Origin of the sequence: Paenibacillus sp. PsM32, assembly GCF_030433815.1 — a bacterium.
Lineage (GTDB): Bacteria > Bacillota > Bacilli > Paenibacillales > Paenibacillaceae > Saccharibacillus > Saccharibacillus kyungheensis.
On record NZ_JARUWY010000001.1, the window covers coordinates 731,663 to 754,357 of the forward strand.

The following is a 22,695-nucleotide window of genomic DNA, read 5'->3' on the forward strand; positions in this document are numbered from 1 at the left end:
ATTATCGTCATGTAAGCGATATCAAGGAGGTATATATATATGATTAATATGAATATGAATATTCAAGATATCACAGGGAAAATTAGTCGGCATATCCACGGACAATTTGCTGAACATCTAGGTCGTTGTATTTATGAAGGCATCTGGGTAGGTAAAGATTCACCGATTCCTAATATCGAAGGCATGCGTATTGATGTGATTGAAGCGTTACGAAAACTACATATTCCCGTTCTGCGCTGGCCGGGAGGTTGTTTTGCAGATGAGTATCATTGGAAAGATGGAGTCGGCCCTGTAGACCAACGTGCTCGTATGGTCAATAACAACTGGGGTGGCGTAGAGGAAAATAATCATTTTGGTACACATGAATTTCTACGATTATGTGAGTTACTTGAGACAGAACCTTATATCAGTGGCAATGTAGGTAGTGGTACAGTCCATGAAATGCAGCAATGGGTGGAATATATGACACTGGATGGACAATCTCCAATGGCAGACTGGCGTAAACAGAACGGTCAGGACGAACCGTGGACATTGACTTATTTTGGTGTAGGAAATGAAAATTGGGGTTGTGGTGGTAATATGCGCCCTGAATATTATGCTGATCTCTACAGACACTATTCTACGTATGTTCGTAACTATGGAGACAATCAGATATACAAAATCGCTTGCGGAGCCAATAGTGATGATTACCACTGGACAGAAGTGTTGATGCGCGAAGCAGGACATTTAATGAATGGATTGAGTCTACACTATTACACGCTTCCTTCTGGTGATTGGACATCAAGCAAAGGTTCATCCACTCATTTTACAGAAGAAGAATGGTTTACTACGTTCAAAAATACATTGTATATGGAAGAATTGATTATTAAGCATTCCAAAATTATGGATAAATATGATCCTGAGAAAAAAGTAGGCATGATTATAGATGAGTGGGGAATCTGGACAGATGTAGAGCCAGGAACCAATCCAGGCTTTTTATATCAGCAAAATACATTGCGCGATGCTATCGTCGCTGGAGTGAACTTAAACCTCTTTTACAAATATGCTGATCGGATCAAAATGGCAAATATTGCGCAGATGGTCAACGTACTGCAAGCAATGATTTTGACAGAAGGCGATCAATTGATACTGACTCCAACCTATCATGTATTTAATATGTATCAAGTGCATCAGGATAGTGAGAGAATAGACTTGCAGTATACTAGCCCTAAATATACGATGGGTGCTCAATCGATCGATAAAATCAGCGCAGCGGCTTCAAAAGACCATCTGAATCGTGTTCATCTGACGATCTGTAACTTGAGCCACAATGAGAGTGAATCGTTCTCTTGCCAAATTGAAGGTTTCACCCCTGCTGATATTCAAGGCAAAGTATTAACAGCTTCAGCATTGAACACACATAATACATTTGAACAACCAGAACAGATCGTACCGGTAGGTTTGGATGTTTCTTTTGCCAAAGACGGCACGCTAACTTTTGAGCTTCCAGCGGCTTCTGTCGCAGCGATTACGTTGATCTAACAGAGAGGACGGTCTGCTGATGCCAGCAATCACTCATGGGTGCAAAGGTTGTAACCGTAGCCCTCAATTGTCTGAAGAAAAGATTGAAGTATTGGTCGCTATAGCGATCCAGCACAAACAGCCACATGAGCTAACACCTGAACCTATACAACAAGCACGTATGAATACCTGTCTGTCTTGCCCTTCTTTACAATACGGAACCACCTGCAAACACTGTGGATGTCTTGTTCATATCCGTACACGATTGGCTGCATCTTATTGCCCTTCTCCTTATGGATCACAATGGGAAAAAGAAGATGTGCTATAAGACATTCTAAGGTATAATGCAAACGGGAATGGTTAAGTAATAGAATCACAACCCGTATTGAATTCTTGGAGGTCTGGATATGACAACACATCAAATTGAACAATTATATGTTGAAGGTATTATCAATGACGATACACTAACTGATATTTTGCACCAATGGGCTGTTGTGCCCCTACTGTATGATGATGGTCATGAGATCAAAGTCGAAGATTATTTCAATCATTTGGAACATTCATTGGGTGTAGAAGCTTATGCTGCTGCTCAATCCCTATATGAGCTATCTGTACAAGCTTCTCGCCGTTTTGCAGAACCGGATGTATATGAAGTGTTGCAAGACTGTATCAGCTTACAGGAAGACCTGTGGATGACGAATGTTCTGACATTGGGAGATTGGATTCACTGGATGGAACAAGCGGCTCAAGGGCAATTGAATCTGCCTGTAGTTGATTTCCATAGTCTGTTCGAAGATTTGCCAGAAGGATATATGATTCAAGATTTTCATGATGATCTATTATTTATGCTTGAGCAAGAAGATCATCCTAAATATCAGGAAGCTTTACAGCAACAACAATCCTTGTATCGCCAACTAGGTGTGTCTGCTTCGTAATCAGGCGATTATAATGATACGCTACTCATATTACTTTATAGCAACAAAAAAGACGCTCAGCTAATAGCTAGAGCGTCTTTTTGTTAGATATTACTTATTTGGCGTGTATATGCTGCTTCAATATTACTTTTTAGGAGCAGTAATTTTAACCAAAGCATTTACAGTTACTGTTGCTGTTGGATCAGTCACAGAAGTGATTTGAACTTTCAACTTCGCCATACGTGAACCGGATGCTGGATACTTGATTAATACACCATTGTTATCTACATATTTCGGATCATCGCTAGACAATACTTTGTAATCTACACGATTATCAGTTGGTAATGTAAATACAGATTGTCCAAGGACATTATTACCATCAATGATGTAGTTAAATGGTTTTTTCGCTGTTGCAATACGTGTTTTCTCTGTACCTACAATACGGTATTGAGCAGAAGATGTGTAAATAGAGTTGCTATCTACTGAACCTGTTGGAGATACATTGTAAGCAGCCAATTGCAATTTGTACGTGCCTGGCTCTAATGCTTTAAGAGATACTTTACCATTTTCAGTAGCCATAATTACATTATCAATATCATTGAATTGGTAGTATCCTGGATCAAATAAAGGATAACCGTCTTCTGTTGGAGTCTGTACATATTGAGCCGCTGTTCCTCTAAGCTCATCATCCAGACCGTATACATTCAATTCAATAACATTTGAATTTTTGGATGTTAAGTGGAAACCAATATCCGTTACATCTTGTTTACCATCCAAGCGAATATTCGTGTTGCTTACGGTTACTTCTTGAATACCCAAGCCTGTATCCGGTAATTCAGTACCTACATGAAGTACAAACGGTAAATGCAATGTAGGATATCCGTTCGCTGTTAATACTACTTCGCCTTCATAAGGCCCTGTTGCCGCAGAAGCATTAGGTTTCACAGCTAATGAAAATTCTTTTGTTGAATTGCCGCCTAGCAAGATCGAACCGTTAGCATCCAATCCTTTAAGTGTAGCACTGATATTGCTCACATCCGGTGTTGACGTCGAATTGTAAGGATCAGAAGTTACATCAGAATGCAATTTGATGCTTGCTTTGTAAGACACAGATAATGAAGAAGTGTTTTTCAATTGTAGTTTTTTCGTTTGTTCTGCACTACCTGGTTTTAATACGCCAAATGCAGCAGAAGAACCATAGTTAGTGACTGTTTTCTTATTCAAGTTTTTGTCTAGAATCACGATAGGTTCTACCGTTTCTAGTAAAGCTGGTGAATAGACAGCCGCTGCTACATTCGCACGTCCAGCACCTTGAGAATATACATCATATTGTTGATCATTTTCATCTTTGATCACATCTGCTGTATTCACCAATGCTGCACGAATATCAAATGGTGTCCAATCTGGATGTTCTTGCTTGAGCAATACAGCTAGACCTGCGATATGCGGGCTTGCCATACTTGTTCCGTTTTGACGCGTATATGCTTCTGCATACGAAGCATCTTTGATAAATTTACCATAAGCAGGAATCGTTGATTCAATACTTACACCTGGAGCTACAAGATCTGGCTTGATACCTAGTAATCCATCTTGGTTCGGTCCACGTGAGCTGAAGTCAGCCATCGTATCGCCACGTTTTTCTGTTTTTGGATAACTGCTTCCGAATTTGAATGTTAGCGCATCAGCAGAAGATTTCAATGCTTCTCTTGCAAGAGCACGTCCTTCTTTACCAGCCATATCAAATGTTGGAATGTATTCAAAACCATCACCCAAGAAAGCGCTAGAACCGATCTGTCCGTCACGTCCACTTACACTTTCAGACAAATCAGCTTGCAATGGATCAGACGCTTTAACATTACCGTTGAAAATGATTGCTGCTTTGGCTCCATTTTCTTTGGCTACTTTGATTTTGTCTACGAATGTAGCACTACCACGCGAGATCAGAACCACTTTATCTTTTACATCTTTTCCTACATAATCACCGACTAGACCTAATCCTACATAGACACCGTCTAGTGGAGAAGTACCCAGTATTCTTTGGAAATCTTCATTTCCTGTACGCCAAGCCATCAAGTTCAATCCATACGATTGACCATAAGCATCTGCTGTTACTGTTGTAGTGTCATCAGCATTATGATAATTGACTGCCGCTGCACTCACTGCTTCTGCTGTAGCATCAACTTCAGTTTTGTATACAGATGCTGTTACTGTCGAAGTAAACTGTTTGGTAGGGATTGTAGAAGCTCCTACAGAAATCGCTAGCTGAGACGATGCAGGTGAACCCATAGAATAGTAGTAATATCCTTGTTTGGCTGCATTACCGTTCGCAATAACAGCAACGACACCGCTAAGTACAGCATTGTTGATCGCGATAACGTCCGGTGAGTTTACATCTTTTTCAGCATCAGAACCTAGAGACAAGTTGATAACGTCCATACCGTCTTTAACCGCACGTTCGATACCATCTATTACCTGTGCAGAAGAACCTGAAGAACGTCCTGTTTCTGCGTTACGTCCTAATACTTTGTATACATAAAGGTCTGCATCATAAGCGATCCCTTTTTGTACAATATCACTTGTTTTGTTAGCAGCACGACCTACGATTGTTCCAGATACGTGAGTACCATGCGATGTACCTGCAAATCCTGTACCGTATGGATCATCTTCGATTGCGATTGGTGGTTCTTCATACGGATCGTTATCTTTTTCAAAAGAATCGTATCCGCCTTTATAAGCGCCTTTCAAATCTGGATGCTCATAATCGACACCTGTATCAATAACGCCGACTTTGACACCTTTACCTGTCAAACCTTTTTGCCAAGCTACAGGCGCACCGATTAAGTTCAAAGGTGAAGCATCATATGTAGCAGTTGTTGCTGTCAACGAAGGAGGGTCTTGCACGGGAATTGTGTAATACACACTGTTTTCATAGATAGATTTTACACCTGGCAATTCAGCCAATTTAGGAATTTGATTCGCTGGAATCGAAACTTCCATCCCGTTAAGAACAGTGTTATAGCGATAGTTCACTTTTAACAAAATGCCTTGTTCTTTAGCGGCATTGACGATAGCCGCTTGCTGAGAATCAATCGCTCGTTCTGTTGATTCAGTTGCAAAGCTACGAACGCCTGCTTCAGCTGCATATTGACCTACAGCAACTGGCTGATTGGACAACTGCACAATAACGCGAACCACTTTACTGGAAGTTACATTTAATTTAGGAGAAATAACCGGTGCTTCGTTAGAAGTCTGATTTAGTAAAACACTTGGTAGATTACGTCCTATTTCATAAGGAGAGGATGCTGTGCCTGTGCCTGCTTCAGCTGCGAAAGAAGCAGTCGGCGATAATAAAGTACCTACAGCAAGAACTGCTGCCATGGAGACAACAGAAAATTTACGGATAACGTGTAACTTCGTCAAATGATTTCCCTCATTTCGTTAAGTTAGATAGCGTACTCGATGATTTTTTTACCGAACTTGAAAGTAGCCCCAGAATTAAATCGTTAACATCTTACTTTTTGTGTGAGCTATAGTAACCTCCTTTACGAAGAATGTGAGGAAGATTTTGTAACATAAAATTATATTACCACCTGAATTAACCAGTGGCTAGATATTTTATCCATCTATAGACAAAATTTGCGTTAGTTATAATGAAATAATGATTTTTTATCAATCTTTACCCATTAATTAGATATATATTACATTAAATGGAATAAAAAGAACCTTCCATATCGTACTAACTTACCAGGCGGTTTGTTAGTTTCTATTATGAAAGGTTCTTTTTATAATTATGCGTTCTATTTACATCCTTTGATTATTTTGCAGGTGCTTTGATTTTGATCAATGCTTTGACTGTTGTTTTGACGGTAGGATCTGCTACTGATTGAATCTGAATATTTAATTTGACGATACGCGATCCAGATGTTGGATATTTTAAAAGTGTTCCGTTGTTGTCTACATACTTCGCATCGCTTGAAGATAATACTTTGTAGGTGATGCGATCTGTATCGTTCAGTGCAATGACTGGCTTGCCGATTACCTGTTGCCCATCCAAAATATAACGAAATGGTTGTTCCGCAGTATGAATCCGATCTTTCTCTGTTCCTGTAATCCGATAAGATGAATATGCAGGATGAACCGACTCAGGATCGGTCACACCTTGTGGGCTCACATGATATACAGCTAATTCTAATTTGTATTGTCCCGGTGGCAGTACTTTCAGCGAAGTTCCGTTATTATCAGCTACCATTACTACATTATCGATATTATTAAAGTTATAATATCCTGGCTTGTATAGTGGATATCCTTCATCTGTAACAGGTTGTACGACCTGCGCCAGTGTTCCTTGAGCAACATCGTTCATATCATATACATTCAATTCCATTACATTGGAATCGGTAGCTGTCAAATGAAAACCGACATCTATACTGTCTTGCTTGCCATTCAAACGAACATTTCGATCACTTAATGTCACTTCTTGTATTCCTAGACCAGCATCAGGAAGACTGGTTCCTACATGGAGAACAAATGGTAAATGCAATGTAGGATACCCATTCGCAGTTAATACAACTTCTCCTTCATAATCTCCTGTTACGGCTGTAGCATCCGATTGAACGGCCAGAGCAAACTCTTTTGTTGATTTACCGCTCACTACAATCGAACCGTCTGGATTTGTTCCTTTTAACCTTGTAACGATATGGCTTACATCCGGTGTGGATACAGGTTGATACGGGTCTGAAGTAACGCTTGGATTCATGTGTACACTAGCTTGATATTGAATACTGGTTGTCGATGTATTTTTGATCTGTAATGTTTTGGATTGTTCTGTTCCACCTGCTGTGATTACGCCAAAAGCAGCAGACGAACCATAATTCATCACTGTTTTCTTTTTCAATTCTTTATCCAAAATTGTAATCGGTTCTACCGTTTCAAGAACAGCCGGAGAATAGACAGCATCTACTACATTGACACGTCCACTTCCTTGAGAATAGACATCATATAAAGTACCTTCTGCGTCTTTGAGTGGTGTCGCTGTATTCGCTAGTACTGCTCGAATATCAAAAGGAGTCCAGTCAGGATGTTCTTGTTTTAACAAAGCCGCTAATCCGGCTACATGAGGACTAGCCATACTTGTTCCATTTTGCCGTAAATAAGCTTCTTTGTACGAAGCATCTTTAATAAATTTGCCGTACGCTGGAAATGTGGATTCAATATTGGTACCTGGCGCAACCACATCCGGCTTAATTCCAAGCAATCCATCTTGATTAGGGCCGCGAGAACTAAAATCAGCTATCGTATCTCCTATTGAAGATGTTTTGGGATACTGATTGCCAAATGTAAATGTTAATGGTGTAGCCGGAGATTTCACAACTTTTCTTGCTAATGCACGTCCTGCTTGTCCTGCCATATCAAAGCTCGGAATATAAGGATACCCATCTCCAATATAAGCTCCATTTCCGATATTTCCGTCTCGCCCTGCGATATGTTCGGATAAGTCAGCTACAGTGGAATCATTGACTTGAGCATCACCATTGAAAATAATAACCGCTTTGGCTCCTTTGGATTTGGCAAGTGTGATTTTGTCTGTAAATTTAGAACCTCCGCGTGACATTAACACCACTTTATCTTTTACATCTTTGCCTTTATAATCATCATCCAATCCCAAGCCAACATATACACCTTGATACGAAGCTTCTCCCAAATATTGAGCGAAATCATCTTGTTTGGTGCGCCATGCGATTGCATTTAATGGATAACTTTGTGCATACGTATCTTTACTAACTGTATCCGCACCATATACAGAAGCTGTAACAGTCGCTTGGTATTGAGTACCGGGAACGGTAGAAGCTCCTACAGAAATCGCTAATGGCGAACTAGCTGGAGAACCTAGCGAATAATAGTATGAGCCTGGCGCCGCTGCATTGCCGTTCGCAACCACGACCACGACACCGCTTAATACCGCATTATTAATAGCAATCACATCTGGAGAATTGACGTCTTTGTCTGCATCTGTACCTAACGATAAATTAATAACATCCATATGATCTTTGACAGCATGTTCAATTCCATCGATAATTTGCGCGGTTGTACCTGTAGAGCGTCCAGTCTGCGAATCACGTCCTAATACTTTGTAGACATGCAGTTCAGCATCATAAGCGACTCCTTTTTGCGCAATTTCACTGGTCTGATTCGCCGCTTGACCGACGATTGTACCGGATACATGTGTACCATGCGATGTACCTGCAAATCCTAATCCTTGCGGGTCGTCTTTTACAGATAAAGGAGGATCTTCATAAGGATCATTATCATGATGTACTGAATCATATCCTCCTTTATAAGCGCCTTTCAAATCAGGATGTTCATAATCAATACCTGTATCAATAACACCGACTTTGACCCCTTTACCGGTTAACCCTTTTTGCCAGGCTAACGGCACGCCGATAAGATTAAGCGGTGAAGCATCATATGTAGCACTTGTTGCAGTAAGCGAAGTTGGTTCCTGCACAGGAATGGTGTAATAATTATTATTTTCATAAATCGACTTGATCCCCGGAATTTCAGCCAATGTAGGAATCTGATTGGCAGGTATAGAAATCTCCATTCCATTTAGTACAGTGTTATAGCGATAATTGACAGTCATCTTAATTCCTTTAGCTTGAGCAGCAGCACTAAAATTAGACTGCTGTGAATCTATCGTTGTAGCTGTAGACGCCATTACTTGCTTATCTTCTATAGATGAAGTGGTTAAACTTTGTGTTCCTTTATCAGCTTCATATTGATTGACAGCAACAGGTTCATTATTTAGCTGTACAATCACGCGAATAATCTGACTCGATTTTACATTGATATTAGGCGAAATGATTGGAGCTGAATCAGCAGACGAATGTAGTAATGATCGATTCGCAGTTGACGTTAATTCATACGGAGAAGTGATCGTGCCTACTTCAGTAGCAAAAGAACGGGTCGGCGATAACAAAGTACTTACGGTAAGTAATGCTGTTAGTGTAATCATAGAACAGGTACGCATAGCTTTGACTTTATTCAAATGATATCCCTCTTTTCAGTGACTAACGTTCACTTATTTTTTCCTTACAATCGTTTGACATAAATTAGAAATACGTCACAGCACTTCGCAAATACAGATTTATATGCTTTTTTATTATGCCAATTTTGTAATACAAAGCTATATTACCATCAGATACCATGATCGACCAGACCTAATATATAAATATGTTTAATGTTTTGATAGTTATATTTGGATAATTATATTCTAAGTAAATAAAATAGTGATTACTTATATTAAAACAAAAAACCACCTTTACCTGATCAATAGGTGAAAGTGGTTTTATTTTATAGCTCACTATTCTATTCTTCTTTAGGCACAAAATCGAAAATCTGTCCTTCTTCCATCAGATCAATCAATCGATCTAACCACATATAATAGCGAACCGCTTCTTCCATTTTTTCTTTATCTTTATTCAATACTTCTGTAGCTGGTGACTCGCTATCCAATTCTACAATCAATTTATCGATTTCTTTGATCGATTTGCGTAATACTAAAATATTACTTTCTACCGATTTGCGCCATTTGATTGCAAAGAAATCCGTAAATGTCTGGTACCAATCATATTCGACTTCATATAAGTCTTTGCGTGATCCTTTTTCCCATACTTTATTGACCATACGTAAATCTAATAAATTACGAATACCGGTACTCATACTTGTTTTGCTCATTGCCATTTCTGTTCCCATATCATCTAAAGTCATAGGCTTGTCTGCAAAAAAGAGCATGCCATATAAATGTCCTGTCGATAATGTGACTCCATACAAATCCATATTGCGTCCTATCACTTCAATGACTCGTTTTCTTACTTTCTCTACTGCTTCTTGCTGTGATTCATTTAATTGGTCCAAGCTCATGCTTGCACACTCCTATTCTATATATACAGTTTATTCTTTATGATCTGAATTTTAAGTTTCCTAAATCATTTTAAAAAAGATATTGTCAAAAGTAAAGTTTCAAAATGAATAGCATCGGTGAGTATATGAGAGAATATTAAAGTATTCCATATAAACTTTCTGTACAGTTTTTTCTGTACATACTAAATATACGGGTTTTACGGTTGATTTGCAAACTTATATTTGTTACAATGAATCTCGTTGGTTTGCAAATGATGAAAATAATCATTTATTTTCTGTAAATATAATGTTTTTCATCTTTATCTTCCTACTATATAAAAGGGGTGACAAATAGTGTCTATTTTAGAAATCAAAAATGTAAGTAAGTTGTTCGGTCCTAATGCAGAACAAAATGCCAAATTATTGGATCAAGGCTGGACGAAAGAAAAAATGGCGAAAGAAAAACAGATTACTGTTGGTGTCAATCGTGTAAATATGGAAATTGAAGAAGGCGAGATTTTCGTTATTATGGGATTGTCCGGTAGCGGTAAATCTACATTGGTTCGTATGTTCAATCGTCTGATCGAGCCTACATCCGGTGAAATTCTGGTGAATGGTAAAGACCTTCGCAAAATGAATAAAGAACAACTTCGCAATGTGCGTCGCAAAACAATCAGTATGGTATTTCAAAAATTCGCTTTATTCCCTCATCGTAGTGTTCTCGAAAATGTGGAGTATGGACTTGAAATTCAAAAAGTGGCTAAAGCTGAACGTCGTACCAAAGCAGAGACTTCTCTTGAATTGGTTGGACTTAAAGGCTGGGAAAACAAAATGCCTGATGAATTAAGTGGTGGTATGCAACAACGTGTAGGTCTAGCACGCGCTCTAGCAAATGATCCTGAAGTTCTTTTGATGGATGAAGCATTTAGTGCCCTAGATCCACTGATTCGTCGTGATATGCAAGATGAATTGCTTGAACTGCAAGACAAAATGAAAAAAACAATCATCTTTATTACGCATGATCTGGATGAAGCGCTTCGTATCGGTGATCGTATCGCTCTTATGAAAGACGGAGCTGTTGTACAAATCGGTACACCGGAAGAAATTATGATTCAGCCTGCTAACTCGTATGTAGCACGCTTTGTCGAAGACGTTGATTTGTCTAAAGTATTAACTGCTGCTCATGTCATGCGCAGACCAGAAACGATTACATTGGATCGTGGACCTCGTGTAGCGCTTGAATTGATGCGTGAACGTGGTGTATCTAATCTATTTGTAATAGATCGTTCCAAAAAATTACTCGGTATTATTACCGCAGAAGATGCTGTAACAGCAATGAAAACACAACAAAAACTAGAAGACATCTTAATTCGCGATGTGCCTCAAGTTGAACCGGAACGCATGCTAAATGAGTTGTTTGAATTAGTCAGCACAGCTAAATTGCCTGTTGCTGTAGTAGATGAACGTGATCGCTTAACAGGTGTATTGATTCGTGGAGCCTTACTTGGTGCACTTGCCGGCGAAGTAGATAATGGAGAGGTGAATGAATATGCCTAAGATTCCTTTAGCACAATGGATTCAAACGTTAGTAGATTGGCTGAGCCTGCACTGGGCAGGATTTTTTAAAGGCGTATCTAACATCATTAGTTATGTCGTCGATATTTTTACGTATTTCTTTATGTTGCCACACCCGTTCTTATTCGTCATCATTGTCGGTATACTCGGTTATATCGCGAATAGATGGTCGCTCGCTATATTCTCAGCACTTGGATTTTTACTGATTTACAATCTAGGATATTGGACAGAAACGATGAATACATTAGGTCTTGTTATCACGTCTGCTCTGATCTCCATTATCATCGGTGTTCCACTAGGTATTATGTGTGGTTCTAGCAAATTAGCTGCACAGATCATTACACCGTTACTTGATTTTATGCAGACGATGCCAGCATTCGTATACTTGCTACCGGCTGTAACATTCTTCAGTCTAGGTGTTGTACCTGGTGTAGTTGCATCTGTTATTTTCGCTATTCCACCAACGATTCGCCTGACTCATTTGGGAATCAAACAAGTTTCTGAAGAATTAGTAGAAGCGGCTGACGCATTTGGGTCAACCGGTGGACAGAAATTATTTAAAGTTCAATTGCCATTAGCATTACCAACAATTATGGCAGGTATTAACCAAACGATTATGTTATCTCTATCTATGGTTGTTATCGCATCTATGATCGGTGCTCAAGGTATCGGTGCTGTTGTATACCGTGCTGTAGGACAACTTAAAATCGGTGAAGGTTTTGAAGCAGGTCTAGCTGTTGTTGTACTTGCTATCGTACTTGACCGTCTTTCTCAGAGCTTATTCAAAAGCGGTCGCAAACAACGCGCTTAATAGTAACTCACTAACTACAACAGCAACATTTGAAAATATGAATAAAAGGGGCGAATTATACGCATGAAAAAGCATAAAAACTTGCTGCTTTTCTCCTGTATTATATTGATCATGATCATTTCTGCCTGTAACCCGAACCGTCAACCATTTCCATCGTTCCCGGGCAGTAAAACAACCAATAGCTCCGATGCTATTGGCGATCAAGTCGGTTACCAGATTATCGGTATCGATGCAGGCGCAGGCATAATGAAAGCTACACACAAAGCGATTGAAGATTATAAATTAACAGACTGGACATTGGTTGAAGGTTCTAGTGCAGCGATGACAGCTACACTGGATAAAGCAATCAAAAATGAAGAGCCTATTATTATTACAGGTTGGACACCACACTGGATGTTCAGCAAGTACGATCTTAAATATTTAGATGATCCGAAGAAATCATACGGAGATGCTGAAGAAATTCATACTCTTGCTCGTAAAGGATTGCAAAAAGATGATCCAACAGCTTACCAATTTTTAGACCGTTTCGAATGGAGTTCTGATGAAATGGGTGAAATGATGGTAGCCATTCAAGCAGGTACTGATCCTGCTGTAGCTGCTAAAGATTGGGCTGAAGCTCATGCTGATCGTGTAGACGAATGGACGAAAGGCTTGAAAAAAGCGAATGGTAATACATTAACACTAAGTTATGTAGCTTGGGATTCTGAAATCGCAAGTACCAATCTTATGAAATATATTTTAGAAAATAAATTAGGTTATAAAGTCACTGCTCTACAAGTAGAAGCAGGCCCTATGTTCACTGGTGTTGCTAATGGTGATGCAGATGCTACTGTAGCTGCATGGTTACCACTCACACATGCTGACTATTGGGAAAAATACAAAGCCAAATTGGATGATCTTGGTCCTAATATGACCGGTGTCAAAGTAGGTCTTGTTGTTCCTAAATATGTAAATGTGGATTCGATTGAAGATTTGCAACCTCAAGCTGCTACTAAATAATCTTTACCTTTGATAACATTTACTTTTATAGCATTTAAATAGAAAGACAAAAAAAGCTATCTTTGAAATCGTCAGTGATTTCAAAGATAGCTTTTTTAATGCATTACAATAGCAGTCTATATGGATTGAAGCTTATTCTGGATCATCTTTGGTATCGTTAAGTTTTTTAACCCACAATCCAAAAGCAATACAAGCTACTACTATCATTACTGCATACAATAAAATGTAAGGTGTGTGTGCATTAAATTCCATAAATAAAGGCAACACAGCCGGCAAAATAGAAGTTCCCATCAGGTATTCCTCCTTTATAAATTTTCAATAACGAATTTTTAATCAATCCTTATCTTATTTTACCTCAAATAATACCCTTGTGCCATCTGAATAATTGTCTAATTGGTTACCTATCCATGAACCTGCCCCTCGATTATCCGAAGGTTTGATATAACGAATATCTGCACCCTCTCCACCTTCCTGACACATTGCCATAGGCCACTCATCTCGATCATAGCCTTTTTTGGTAGCTACTCCTCGCAAAGATAGCTGACGATTCGCTTTGGCGCCCCCACGATCTATCGTACAGATCGCAGAATGTCCTTCTGCTATAGCATCTTTAATGTGAGCTGCGGTCTTAGGATAACGATCAGCAGGCACAACAAGGGTATAATCAGCTTGTCCATTTGATGCTTGGTTAGGATTTAGTATCCCGCCTAGATCAACATGTCCATTCACTAGATAAATAACCCCTGCCAGAATCGCAGTAACCACAAATCCCCATATTTTTTTAGAAGACATCAATCGTTCCTCCTGTTGTTCTGATCTCCTTATTATACCCTGTCCTCCAACTAAATAGGAACAGACGTTTCATATATCAAAAAAAACACAAAATTCTTCTATCTAAAAGACGAACTCTGTATCATTAGTTCATCTTCTATACAGAAGAATTTTGTTATCTTTTACTTACTTATTTATCTATTGAATCTAATCTTATACGCGGAACTTCGCAACTTCACTCTGCAATTCCATAGATAGATGGCTTAACGATTCTGCTGCATTGGAGATTTCACGCATAGATTCTAATTGGATCGTTGAAGCTTGTGTTGCTTCTTTAGAATCTGACGTGATTTGTTGAGAAAGATCTGCAATTTGACGCTCAGAATCTAGAATTTTAGACGAACTGGATGAAATTTGATTAGATGCCGCCGACACTTCTTGTACCTGTTCTGTAACAAGCTGGATTGCACTTTGTACATTTTGGAAAATAGTACCCATTTGTTGTACAGCTTGAGTACCACTTTGTACTTCTTTGGCGCCCTCTTCCATTTTACTTACAGCATGAGAAGTTCTTTGAATAATATCTTCGATCTTTTCGTTGATCTGTCTAGCTGAGTCATTTGAATATTCAGAAAGTTTTTTCACTTCACTCGCAACAACAGCGAATCCAAGACCATGTTCTCCTGCACGAGCAGCTTCGATAGAAGCATTCAAAGAAAGCAAGTTAGTCTGTCCAGCGATATCACGAATCACTTGTACAATCGTAGCGATCTCTTTCGATTGCTCTGCTAATTCATAAAGCGCTGTAGCTGTTGCTTGTACAGTCTGATCTACATTTTTCATTTGTAATACAGTTTGCTCTACATTGCTTCCACCATGTTCTACATCACTCAATGCTTTGGAAGAAGAGTCAGCTACTAATGCTACAGATTCAGCAATACGATAAATATTGTTTGTATTTTTTTCTAACAATTGTTGGTTATCCATGACTTGTTGTAATTGACGTCCTGCCGAAGATGAGATTCCTGTTACAGTAGTTGTAGCTTCATCTGCTGTTTTTACAGATTCTTCGGATGTCGCTGTTAATTCTTCTGAAGCCGCAGCCATCTGCTCTGCACTAGAACCGATAACTTGCATCAATCCACGTAGATTATTTTTCATCTCATTAAACGAATTTGCCATTTGTCCCAATTCATCTTTACTTGTAATTTGAAGATCAGCAATCGTTAAATTACCATGAGCGATTTCTTTAGCACCTTCAGCGACAAGAGCAATTGGTTTAGAGAACATACGGATAACGAAGTATGCAATTAGAATACCAACAATCACAGCAATCACACTGATAATCATTAAAGTATACAATGTTACATTTGCACTATTATTCGTTTCGACCTGTGCTTCTTTTAATAGGTTAGCATGATATTCTTCCATTTGTTGTGCTTTATCTGCTAAAGATAATGCCATTGGAACACACTGTTCTTGTACCATTTTTGTATAAGCGGCTACATTATTTTGTTGTTTATATACGATAAGTTGATCTGTAATACCACCATATTGCGTTTCAAGGTCAGATAATTCTTGTAACATTTGCGAAGCTTTGGAATCGTCTGCTAACTTTTGTTGCCATGTAGCGATATCTGCAATTAATTTTTCTTTGTTCTGCTTGAACATGTCTAATTGATTGGTATCCCCTGTAAGTAAATATCCTCTTAAATATTTCGTCTGATCGCCTGCCAAATAACGAAGATCTTTAATCGCTAATATGGTCTGTACTCGTCCATTAAGCAAATTTTGATAATTTTTGCTTGCGGTGTGAACTTCATATCCTCCAATAGCGCCTACAAGCAAAACGATAAGTATCATAATAGAAAAAACCCCTGATAATTTCTGTTTAATATTCATTTTGCATACTCCTCTACTTTCATATCCATTGCCCACAATTTAAAATTACAATTTCAGGAAATCGTTGATAATAATATTATCGGTTTAATCAAGATATGTAACATAAGCATTTGTACCTATTTTTCGATAAAAAACGACATATTGCGCATTTTTATATATTGTTTATTTTTCTTGAAATGCATTTCTAATCCTTTAAAGTTAATGTTTCCAACTTATTGCTCCTTTTCTCAATTAGTAACAAACTTTAAACCTACATCTTAATACCTACATTTATAATAAATGAAACATTATGTTCACTTATATTTGTCGAATACTGTTGGGTATTAAAAGAACAGATCACAACATTTTATAAAAAATAAGAAACGTCTGTATGAATCTGCCGTATATGTTCATATCTGAATCAGCAATTTATTATACAAAAGGGGAAATGTCCAATGTCATTCTTTAACAAAATGCTTGCTCGTGTAGGCGTAGGCGCAGCCAAAATCGATACTATTTTAGAGCGTACAGAGTATTATCCTAACGAAGATATTAACGGAGTGGTTCATATTCAAGGCGGTAACGTCGATCAAGAAGTTGGTAATATCTATATCAAAGTGATGACTGAATATATTCGTGAACATGATGAGAAAAAAGAACATGTACAATATGCGATGGCTCAATACAAAGTGTCTGACGAAATGGTTGTAAAAAAAGGACAAAAGTTAGAAATCCCGTTCTCCTTTATTTTACCGTCTCAGACTCCTATTACTTTTGATCGTCAAAAAGTATGGTTGCATACCGGACTAGATATTGGCATGAGCCTTGATCCGACCGATCACGATTATATTACCGTTCATCCTCACCCTTATATGGATACCGTATTCCATGCTACCGAGTTGTTAGGATTCCATTTCCACAGTTCGTCAGTAGAATATCTATCCCGTTCTCGTTATGGTGTACCGTTCGTACAAGAATTTGAATTTACACCAGGACGCGAATTTAGTAATCGGATTACCGAATTAGAATTAGTGATGCGCCTAGAACCTCATGGACTACAAGTACTGGTTGAAGTGGATCGCCGTGGACGCGGACTAGGTGGATTATTCGCTCAAGCATTTGATATGGACGAGCGTCATGCATGGTTAGAACTGCGTGAAAGTGAATTAAATCGTGGCGCAGAATATATCGCAGACAAATTAGAAAATTTAATTATTAAGCAAAGTCGTTAAAAAGCAGAAATGGCTAAGCATTGATAAAATATAGGCAAACTTAAAAGGACGATCTACGCAAGTTGGTGTAGATCGTCCTTTTTTCACTTGATCGCTTCTAATTTTGATCTAACGTGATTGGACGTATGAATACTTCCAATAGTAAAGTTCCTCTATTCCTATCATTTCTAATCTTATAATGTGTATGATTCTCCATCTTCTGGCACTAATAGTTGAGAAGAGAACTCCTTTTCAGCGGCAAATCTTCTCAATTCTTGTCTGGATAGTCCCCAATGGTTCGCTGCTTCCATATGAACAGCCATGATCGTTGCAGTCGGTGTTGCTTGATGAACTTCATACACATCCTCTTTGTCCATAATGATTGGGCCACCTTGCAAAAGTTGATTGGCTCCTGCATTTACTACAATCACTTCCGGGTTATGAGTATGAATCGTTTCTTCCACGCTCTGGTACCATACCGTATCACCGGCTATATATAATGTTTTCTCCTCGTGATGCTTAAATACTACTCCAGATACATGCCCCATAACGTTCACCAGATCACCTCTACCATGCTCTCCTTTTGTTTTGGTCAATTGAATGCCTTCAAATACAGTATCTTCTTGCAAAACCTCTACATGTTGAAAACCAGCACTTCGAACTTTGTTTGCATCTTCTTCGTTTTGAGTGAACAGTTTTACGTGTTTTGGTAATACTTCTTTGGCAGCATCATCCCAGTGATCCAAATGTAAATGAGTCACAATCACTGCATCGATATGGTCGATAATGTCATTTATAGGCACAGGTAAATTTTGTAACGGATTATGTTGATCTTGTCTTGCTGAATTTGGGAACGGAGGATATGCACCTTTTTCTGCCAAAAAGGGATCAATTAGAAACTTTTTTCCTGCATAGTTGACGATCAATGTGGCGTTGCGTATGAGCTGTATATTCATGTGTGTAACTCCTTTTGTTTGATTTACATACAGTGTATACTATTGAAACATTGCAAATACATGGCATAAATAAAGTGTTTTTGCTGTTTGACTTTATTAATGAAGGGATTTGAAAAAGATGTTGGATAACACAGATAGGCAAATCCTAGAAGAGCTTTCTAAGAACAGTCGAATCTCTATGAAAGAACTAGGAGCAAAAATACATTTAAGCGGACCTGCCGCTTCTGCACGAGTCGAAAAACTAGAAGCTAGTGGAATGATTGAAGGATATACGATCAATATTAATCAGATCAAGATGGGGTATTTTGTTCATGCATTGATTAATATTTACACCAAAAGTACTCATCATCAGCCTTATCTTTCTTTTCTAAAAACACAAGAACTTTATGTGATCCATAATTATAAAATCAGCGGAGATAGCTGCTATATTCTAGAATGTAAATTCCCCTCTAATGAAGAACTGGATAATTTTCTTGTTCAATTAAATGAACATGTCAATTATAAATTATCGATTATTATCAATAAATAAAGAACTTTCGTGTATGCACAGAAATCTATAGCCTATGATAGAATAGTTATAGTATGAAAGGAGCTGATATTATGTCTAAATTTTATATGGTTAGAGAAGAAAAATATTCTAGTTATATTCAAGAGACGTTGAATCAGTTAATCCAAAAAGAACAACTTGCGTTATTAGAAGCAGGTCATCAAACCACTCATCAAGATAAAGTTCTATTGTACTGCTCCACTCATCATGATGAAGAAGATACTCCTTATAAATATATTTATTACTTAAATGAAACGGCTAGAATCATTTTTGAAATCCATAACATTCATCTTACGTATTCAGCAACGATTCCTGAAATCGCTCTTCCCCCTCATTGCTCTAAGTTAATAGAAGCGATACGATCTGTATAAAACAAGCGCACTCCATGTATTGGGGTGCGCTTGTTTTTGTAATATCTAATATAAAAAAGATAATGATTGAACAAATGATTGAATCATTTACGTTGAGTGATAAAGTAACTACTGCCAATAATGAAGTAACTACTGAACAAGCAACAAACTCTGCTGAAACAGTAACAGCTGATATGATGACTGAAGTTGTACCTAATGTGGTAGAAGATGGTGCTCTGGATGATTCTACCTATAACTATATTGTAGACAATTCTAACCTATTTCCTGCAACTACTGCTGCTGACAAAAAGTTAGCTAAAGCTGAAGTTGATTCTACTATTACTTCAAAACACCTTTTTAAAAATATCAATCCTTATTTAGACACTATGGTTTCACTTACTGGTGATATTATACAAGTTCAAGAACAAGAAACCGCTTATGGTACAGTTGCAACGATTCACATCTCTGATGAAAATGATAATTCTATTGTAGGCATTTATAAAGGTTCTACAGGTGACATACTTGATGGAGATAATGTTACGATGAGAGGTGTGCCTACAGCATCTTATTCTTTTGAGAATGTTGGTGGCGGAACAACGAATGCTGTATTATTAACTGTTTCTACTATCCAAAAAAATTAATTATAAGCAAATAAAAGCAATTTCTAGAGGTTATCTAGAGATTGCTTTTTTGTTATACAAACAATATTAATTATCTACACTTGATTGTTATTTTTTACAGAATAGGTGAAAGCAACCTGGAAATACCTTCTTTAAACTTGATGATCCATGATCTATTCTGGTAACGCTCTAATGTAAGTTCACTGCTCACTAGACTGTCTTGATCAAATAAATCATGGAGTTGCTTCGCGATCTGCTCATCGTACACAATCGCATTAATCTCAAAGTTCAACCTAAAGCTACGAGAATCAATATTCATCGTTCCTACAGAAGCCACTTCTTCATCCACCACAATCGTTTTAGCATGTAAAAATCCTTTTTCATACAACAGAATTTTAGCTCCATAATCCAGTAATGTCCCTACATGTGCCCATGTTGCCCAATAGACAAACGGATGATCTGGTTTGTTAGGGATCATAATTTGCAGATCAATCCCTGAGATAAGAGCAATTTTACACGCATCCATAAAACTCGCATCTGGAATAAAATAAGGAGTCTGAATATAGACATTCTTTTTAGCCGATAAAATCAGCTTGATATACATATTTTTGAGATGTTCTGTCTCCGAGTTAGGTCCACTGGACACGATCTGGATCATACTGTGACCATGATGCTTTTCAGAACGGTATTCAAATTCATGATAATCTTCTTTTTGTTCTTTGCGAGCTTGATGCCAATCTAGAATAAATCTGCCTTGAATATGGTTAACTGAATCGCCTTCTATTCTAAAATGGGTGTCTCTCCAATAACCAAATTTTTGATCTAACCCAAGATATTCATCGCCGACATTGAATCCACCAATATACGCAATCGTTCCATCAATAATGCACAGTTTGCGATGATTTCTATTGTTAATACGGAAGTTGATTAATTTGAAAAAGGAAGGGAAAAATACTTCCACTTCTCCACCCGCTAACCGTAGCTCTTTAAAAAAGGAACCTGAGATTTTCTTAGAACCTACTTCATCATAAAGTAATCTTACTTTTACACCTTCTTTAGCTTTTTGAGTTAAAGCATCTCTTAATCTTTTGCCAAGTACATCGGGTTGAATAATATAATATTGGATATTGATTTCTTGAGTAGCTGATTGAATATCTTGGAACAAAGCATCGAACTTAACATGACCATCGTCGAAAATAACGATCTCATTGTCATTCGATAATAAAGCATTGGTTGATCTAAGATTGAGTGTGACTAATTCATCATATTTGGAAGGTATCGGAAATTCATGAGACTGCTTATCTTGCAGTGTGAGTAACTGCTTATCGACTTCAGCTTGTACAAATCCGCGTTCTTCCGCAGAAAGCCCGTAGAAATTTTTCTTTTTAAGATTACGCCCCAGAAAGATATATACCAGAAAACCGACAATCGGAATAAAAAAGAGAATCATCAACCAAGCCCATGTATAGCCAGCATCTCTTTTCTCAAAAAACAGAAATCCGATCGACAACGCAATATTAATGACGGTAACGATTGAAACGATTAGTGTGACTACATTTCCATATTCCATATGTACGTCCCTTCTTATAAAGTCACTTTTACTTCATCTATTAACGTAATAACACGTCTTTGTATGAATGTATAATCCTAATATAGTTAGTTTAAAGCTTCAAGTCATGAATCACAAATAAATATTACATTGTTACATCATAATTACACTATTATGTTAAACATTGATGTACTTTATCATATTAGCACATCCAAAATACTTATAAATCATTAATTATTTTAAAATAATACTTGAATATCATTAAATAAAAACATAATATTACTTAAATGAGGTGATTATAATGTATCAAGAAGAACGATTATTGAAAATACTAGAATATTTAAAACAGCATCAATCGATGAGCGTAGCTGAAATATGTACTGAATTTGAAATATCCAAAGATACAGCTCGTAGAGATATTGTTAGATTAGTGCAAGAAGGAGTCGTTATCCGTACTCATGGAGGAGTATCATTACCTCAATTAAAAAAAGAAATATTATCTTATCAAGATCGCCTGATTGATGAAGCCGAACCTAAAAGAAACATTGGAATGTTAGGCGCTCAACTTATTCAAGATCATGAAACGATTATTTTGGATGTATCCACGACTGTACAATTTGTCGCAGAACAAATTAAAGCTCAACATCTTACCGTTATTACTCACTCTATTGATAATGTAGGTATCTTATCAGATCGAGAAGATATGCAAATTTATTTGCTTGGTGGTTATTTGAATGTAAAAAACCGTTCTTTATTTGGTCCTTCTATTCTTGATAAACTTAGTCAGATTCGCGCAGATAAAGCTTTTATTGGGGCTGTAGCTATCGGTTCAGATGGTATTTACTACTCTTATGAAGAAGATGCCCGGGTGAAGCAGGAAATAGCTAGAAGATCAGATCAAGTCATTGTAGTAGTAGATCATACTAAATTTACAAGTAAATCATTTTATCGATTAGATTTTGATCATGTAGATATTTTAATTACGAATCAGCCTGTTCCTAACCCATTAAAAGAAATACTTAGTCATAATAATATTACGGTTATTACTTATCAAGAGGATGAACATGGAATAGATTATAATGACTAAGTCATATCATAAGGATGATATATCT

Annotated in this window: 17 protein-coding genes and 1 pseudogene; 10 read left to right on the forward strand and 8 right to left on the reverse strand. The window is 37.6% G+C overall.

Translation table 11 applies throughout. The features are described 5' to 3' along the window. The first annotated feature begins 39 nt into the window (after positions 1 to 39). From QCD85_RS03465 to QCD85_RS03475, 3 genes are all read left to right on the forward strand, one after another. Complete coding sequence (locus QCD85_RS03465) at positions 40 to 1,521, forward strand: alpha-N-arabinofuranosidase (protein WP_301261635.1); 1,482 nt, start codon at positions 40 to 42, stop codon at positions 1,519 to 1,521. Positions 1,522 to 1,540: 19 nt separating this feature from the next. Further along, positions 1,541 to 1,828, forward strand: a complete 288-nt coding sequence (locus QCD85_RS03470; RefSeq protein WP_301261636.1) for a hypothetical protein — start codon at positions 1,541 to 1,543, stop codon at positions 1,826 to 1,828. Between the two features lie 79 nt (positions 1,829 to 1,907). Next, positions 1,908 to 2,435 (forward strand): hypothetical protein, encoded by a 528-nt coding sequence (locus QCD85_RS03475; RefSeq protein WP_273615291.1) that lies wholly within the window; start codon positions 1,908 to 1,910, stop codon positions 2,433 to 2,435. 123 nt (positions 2,436 to 2,558) lie between these two features. Here QCD85_RS03475 and QCD85_RS03480 read toward each other — a convergent pair whose 3' ends face one another. The 3 genes from QCD85_RS03480 to QCD85_RS03490 all read right to left on the reverse strand — a co-directional run bounded on the left by QCD85_RS03480 (position 2,559) and on the right by QCD85_RS03490 (position 10,334). After that, complete coding sequence (locus QCD85_RS03480; RefSeq protein WP_301261637.1) at positions 2,559 to 5,834, reverse strand: S8 family serine peptidase; 3,276 nt, start codon at positions 5,832 to 5,834, stop codon at positions 2,559 to 2,561. A gap of 394 nt (positions 5,835 to 6,228) precedes the next feature. Further along, positions 6,229 to 9,459 (reverse strand): S8 family serine peptidase, encoded by a 3,231-nt coding sequence (locus tag QCD85_RS03485; protein ID WP_301261638.1) that lies wholly within the window; start codon positions 9,457 to 9,459, stop codon positions 6,229 to 6,231. A 320-nt stretch (positions 9,460 to 9,779) separates the two neighbouring features. Next, positions 9,780 to 10,334, reverse strand: coding sequence for a GbsR/MarR family transcriptional regulator (locus QCD85_RS03490; protein WP_273615288.1), 555 nt, complete (start codon positions 10,332 to 10,334; stop codon positions 9,780 to 9,782). Positions 10,335 to 10,667: 333 nt separating this feature from the next. Here QCD85_RS03490 and QCD85_RS03495 point away from each other — a divergent pair, with 333 nt between their 5' ends. Both QCD85_RS03495 and QCD85_RS23990 read left to right on the forward strand, forming a co-directional pair. After that, the gene (locus tag QCD85_RS03495; RefSeq protein WP_273615287.1) at positions 10,668 to 11,870 is read left to right on the forward strand and encodes a quaternary amine ABC transporter ATP-binding protein; all 1,203 of its coding nucleotides are present in this window, start codon (positions 10,668 to 10,670) and stop codon (positions 11,868 to 11,870) included. Next, positions 11,863 to 13,698 (forward strand): annotated as a pseudogene (locus QCD85_RS23990) (glycine betaine ABC transporter substrate-binding protein). The gene QCD85_RS03495 and the pseudogene QCD85_RS23990 overlap by 8 nt, the downstream one beginning before the upstream one ends. Positions 13,699 to 13,830: 132 nt before the next feature. Here the strand turns inward: QCD85_RS23990 and QCD85_RS03510 are convergent. The 3 genes from QCD85_RS03510 to QCD85_RS03520 all read right to left on the reverse strand — a co-directional run bounded on the left by QCD85_RS03510 (position 13,831) and on the right by QCD85_RS03520 (position 16,371). Continuing rightward, complete coding sequence (locus QCD85_RS03510; RefSeq protein WP_161594229.1) at positions 13,831 to 13,989, reverse strand: hypothetical protein; 159 nt, start codon at positions 13,987 to 13,989, stop codon at positions 13,831 to 13,833. Between the two features lie 54 nt (positions 13,990 to 14,043). After that, positions 14,044 to 14,490, reverse strand: a complete 447-nt coding sequence (locus tag QCD85_RS03515; protein WP_204825230.1) for a NucA/NucB deoxyribonuclease domain-containing protein — start codon at positions 14,488 to 14,490, stop codon at positions 14,044 to 14,046. Between the two features lie 192 nt (positions 14,491 to 14,682). Beyond that, positions 14,683 to 16,371: a methyl-accepting chemotaxis protein gene (locus QCD85_RS03520; RefSeq protein ID WP_301261640.1), complete on the reverse strand. Its 1,689-nt coding sequence runs from the start codon at positions 16,369 to 16,371 to the stop codon at positions 14,683 to 14,685. A gap of 434 nt (positions 16,372 to 16,805) precedes the next feature. Between QCD85_RS03520 and QCD85_RS03525 the strand changes: the two genes are divergently transcribed. Next, complete coding sequence (locus QCD85_RS03525; RefSeq protein ID WP_301261641.1) at positions 16,806 to 17,582, forward strand: sporulation protein; 777 nt, start codon at positions 16,806 to 16,808, stop codon at positions 17,580 to 17,582. A 173-nt stretch (positions 17,583 to 17,755) separates the two neighbouring features. On the opposite strand, the gene QCD85_RS03530 is transcribed toward QCD85_RS03525, so the two are convergent. Further along, positions 17,756 to 18,517 carry an MBL fold metallo-hydrolase gene (locus QCD85_RS03530; protein ID WP_301261642.1) on the reverse strand — a complete coding sequence of 254 codons (762 nt, stop codon included), beginning with the start codon at positions 18,515 to 18,517 and terminating at the stop codon, positions 17,756 to 17,758. Between the two features lie 118 nt (positions 18,518 to 18,635). Here QCD85_RS03530 and QCD85_RS03535 point away from each other — a divergent pair, with 118 nt between their 5' ends. The 3 genes from QCD85_RS03535 (at position 18,636) to QCD85_RS03545 (ending at position 20,055) form a co-directional block, all read left to right on the forward strand. Continuing rightward, positions 18,636 to 19,046, forward strand: coding sequence for an Lrp/AsnC family transcriptional regulator (locus QCD85_RS03535; protein ID WP_301261643.1), 411 nt, complete (start codon positions 18,636 to 18,638; stop codon positions 19,044 to 19,046). Positions 19,047 to 19,117: 71 nt separating this feature from the next. Beyond that, a complete protein-coding gene (locus tag QCD85_RS03540) occupies positions 19,118 to 19,435 on the forward strand; it encodes a hypothetical protein (protein WP_273615279.1) in 318 nt (105 codons plus the stop codon). A gap of 14 nt (positions 19,436 to 19,449) precedes the next feature. Next, a complete protein-coding gene (locus QCD85_RS03545; protein ID WP_301261644.1) occupies positions 19,450 to 20,055 on the forward strand; it encodes a hypothetical protein in 606 nt (201 codons plus the stop codon). Between the two features lie 94 nt (positions 20,056 to 20,149). On the opposite strand, the gene cls is transcribed toward QCD85_RS03545, so the two are convergent. Further along, positions 20,150 to 21,604 (reverse strand): cardiolipin synthase, encoded by a 1,455-nt coding sequence (gene cls, locus QCD85_RS03550; RefSeq protein ID WP_301261645.1) that lies wholly within the window; start codon positions 21,602 to 21,604, stop codon positions 20,150 to 20,152. A gap of 280 nt (positions 21,605 to 21,884) precedes the next feature. Here cls and QCD85_RS03555 point away from each other — a divergent pair, with 280 nt between their 5' ends. Beyond that, a complete protein-coding gene (locus QCD85_RS03555) occupies positions 21,885 to 22,670 on the forward strand; it encodes a DeoR/GlpR family DNA-binding transcription regulator (protein ID WP_301261646.1) in 786 nt (261 codons plus the stop codon). Positions 22,671 to 22,695 lie beyond the last annotated feature (25 nt).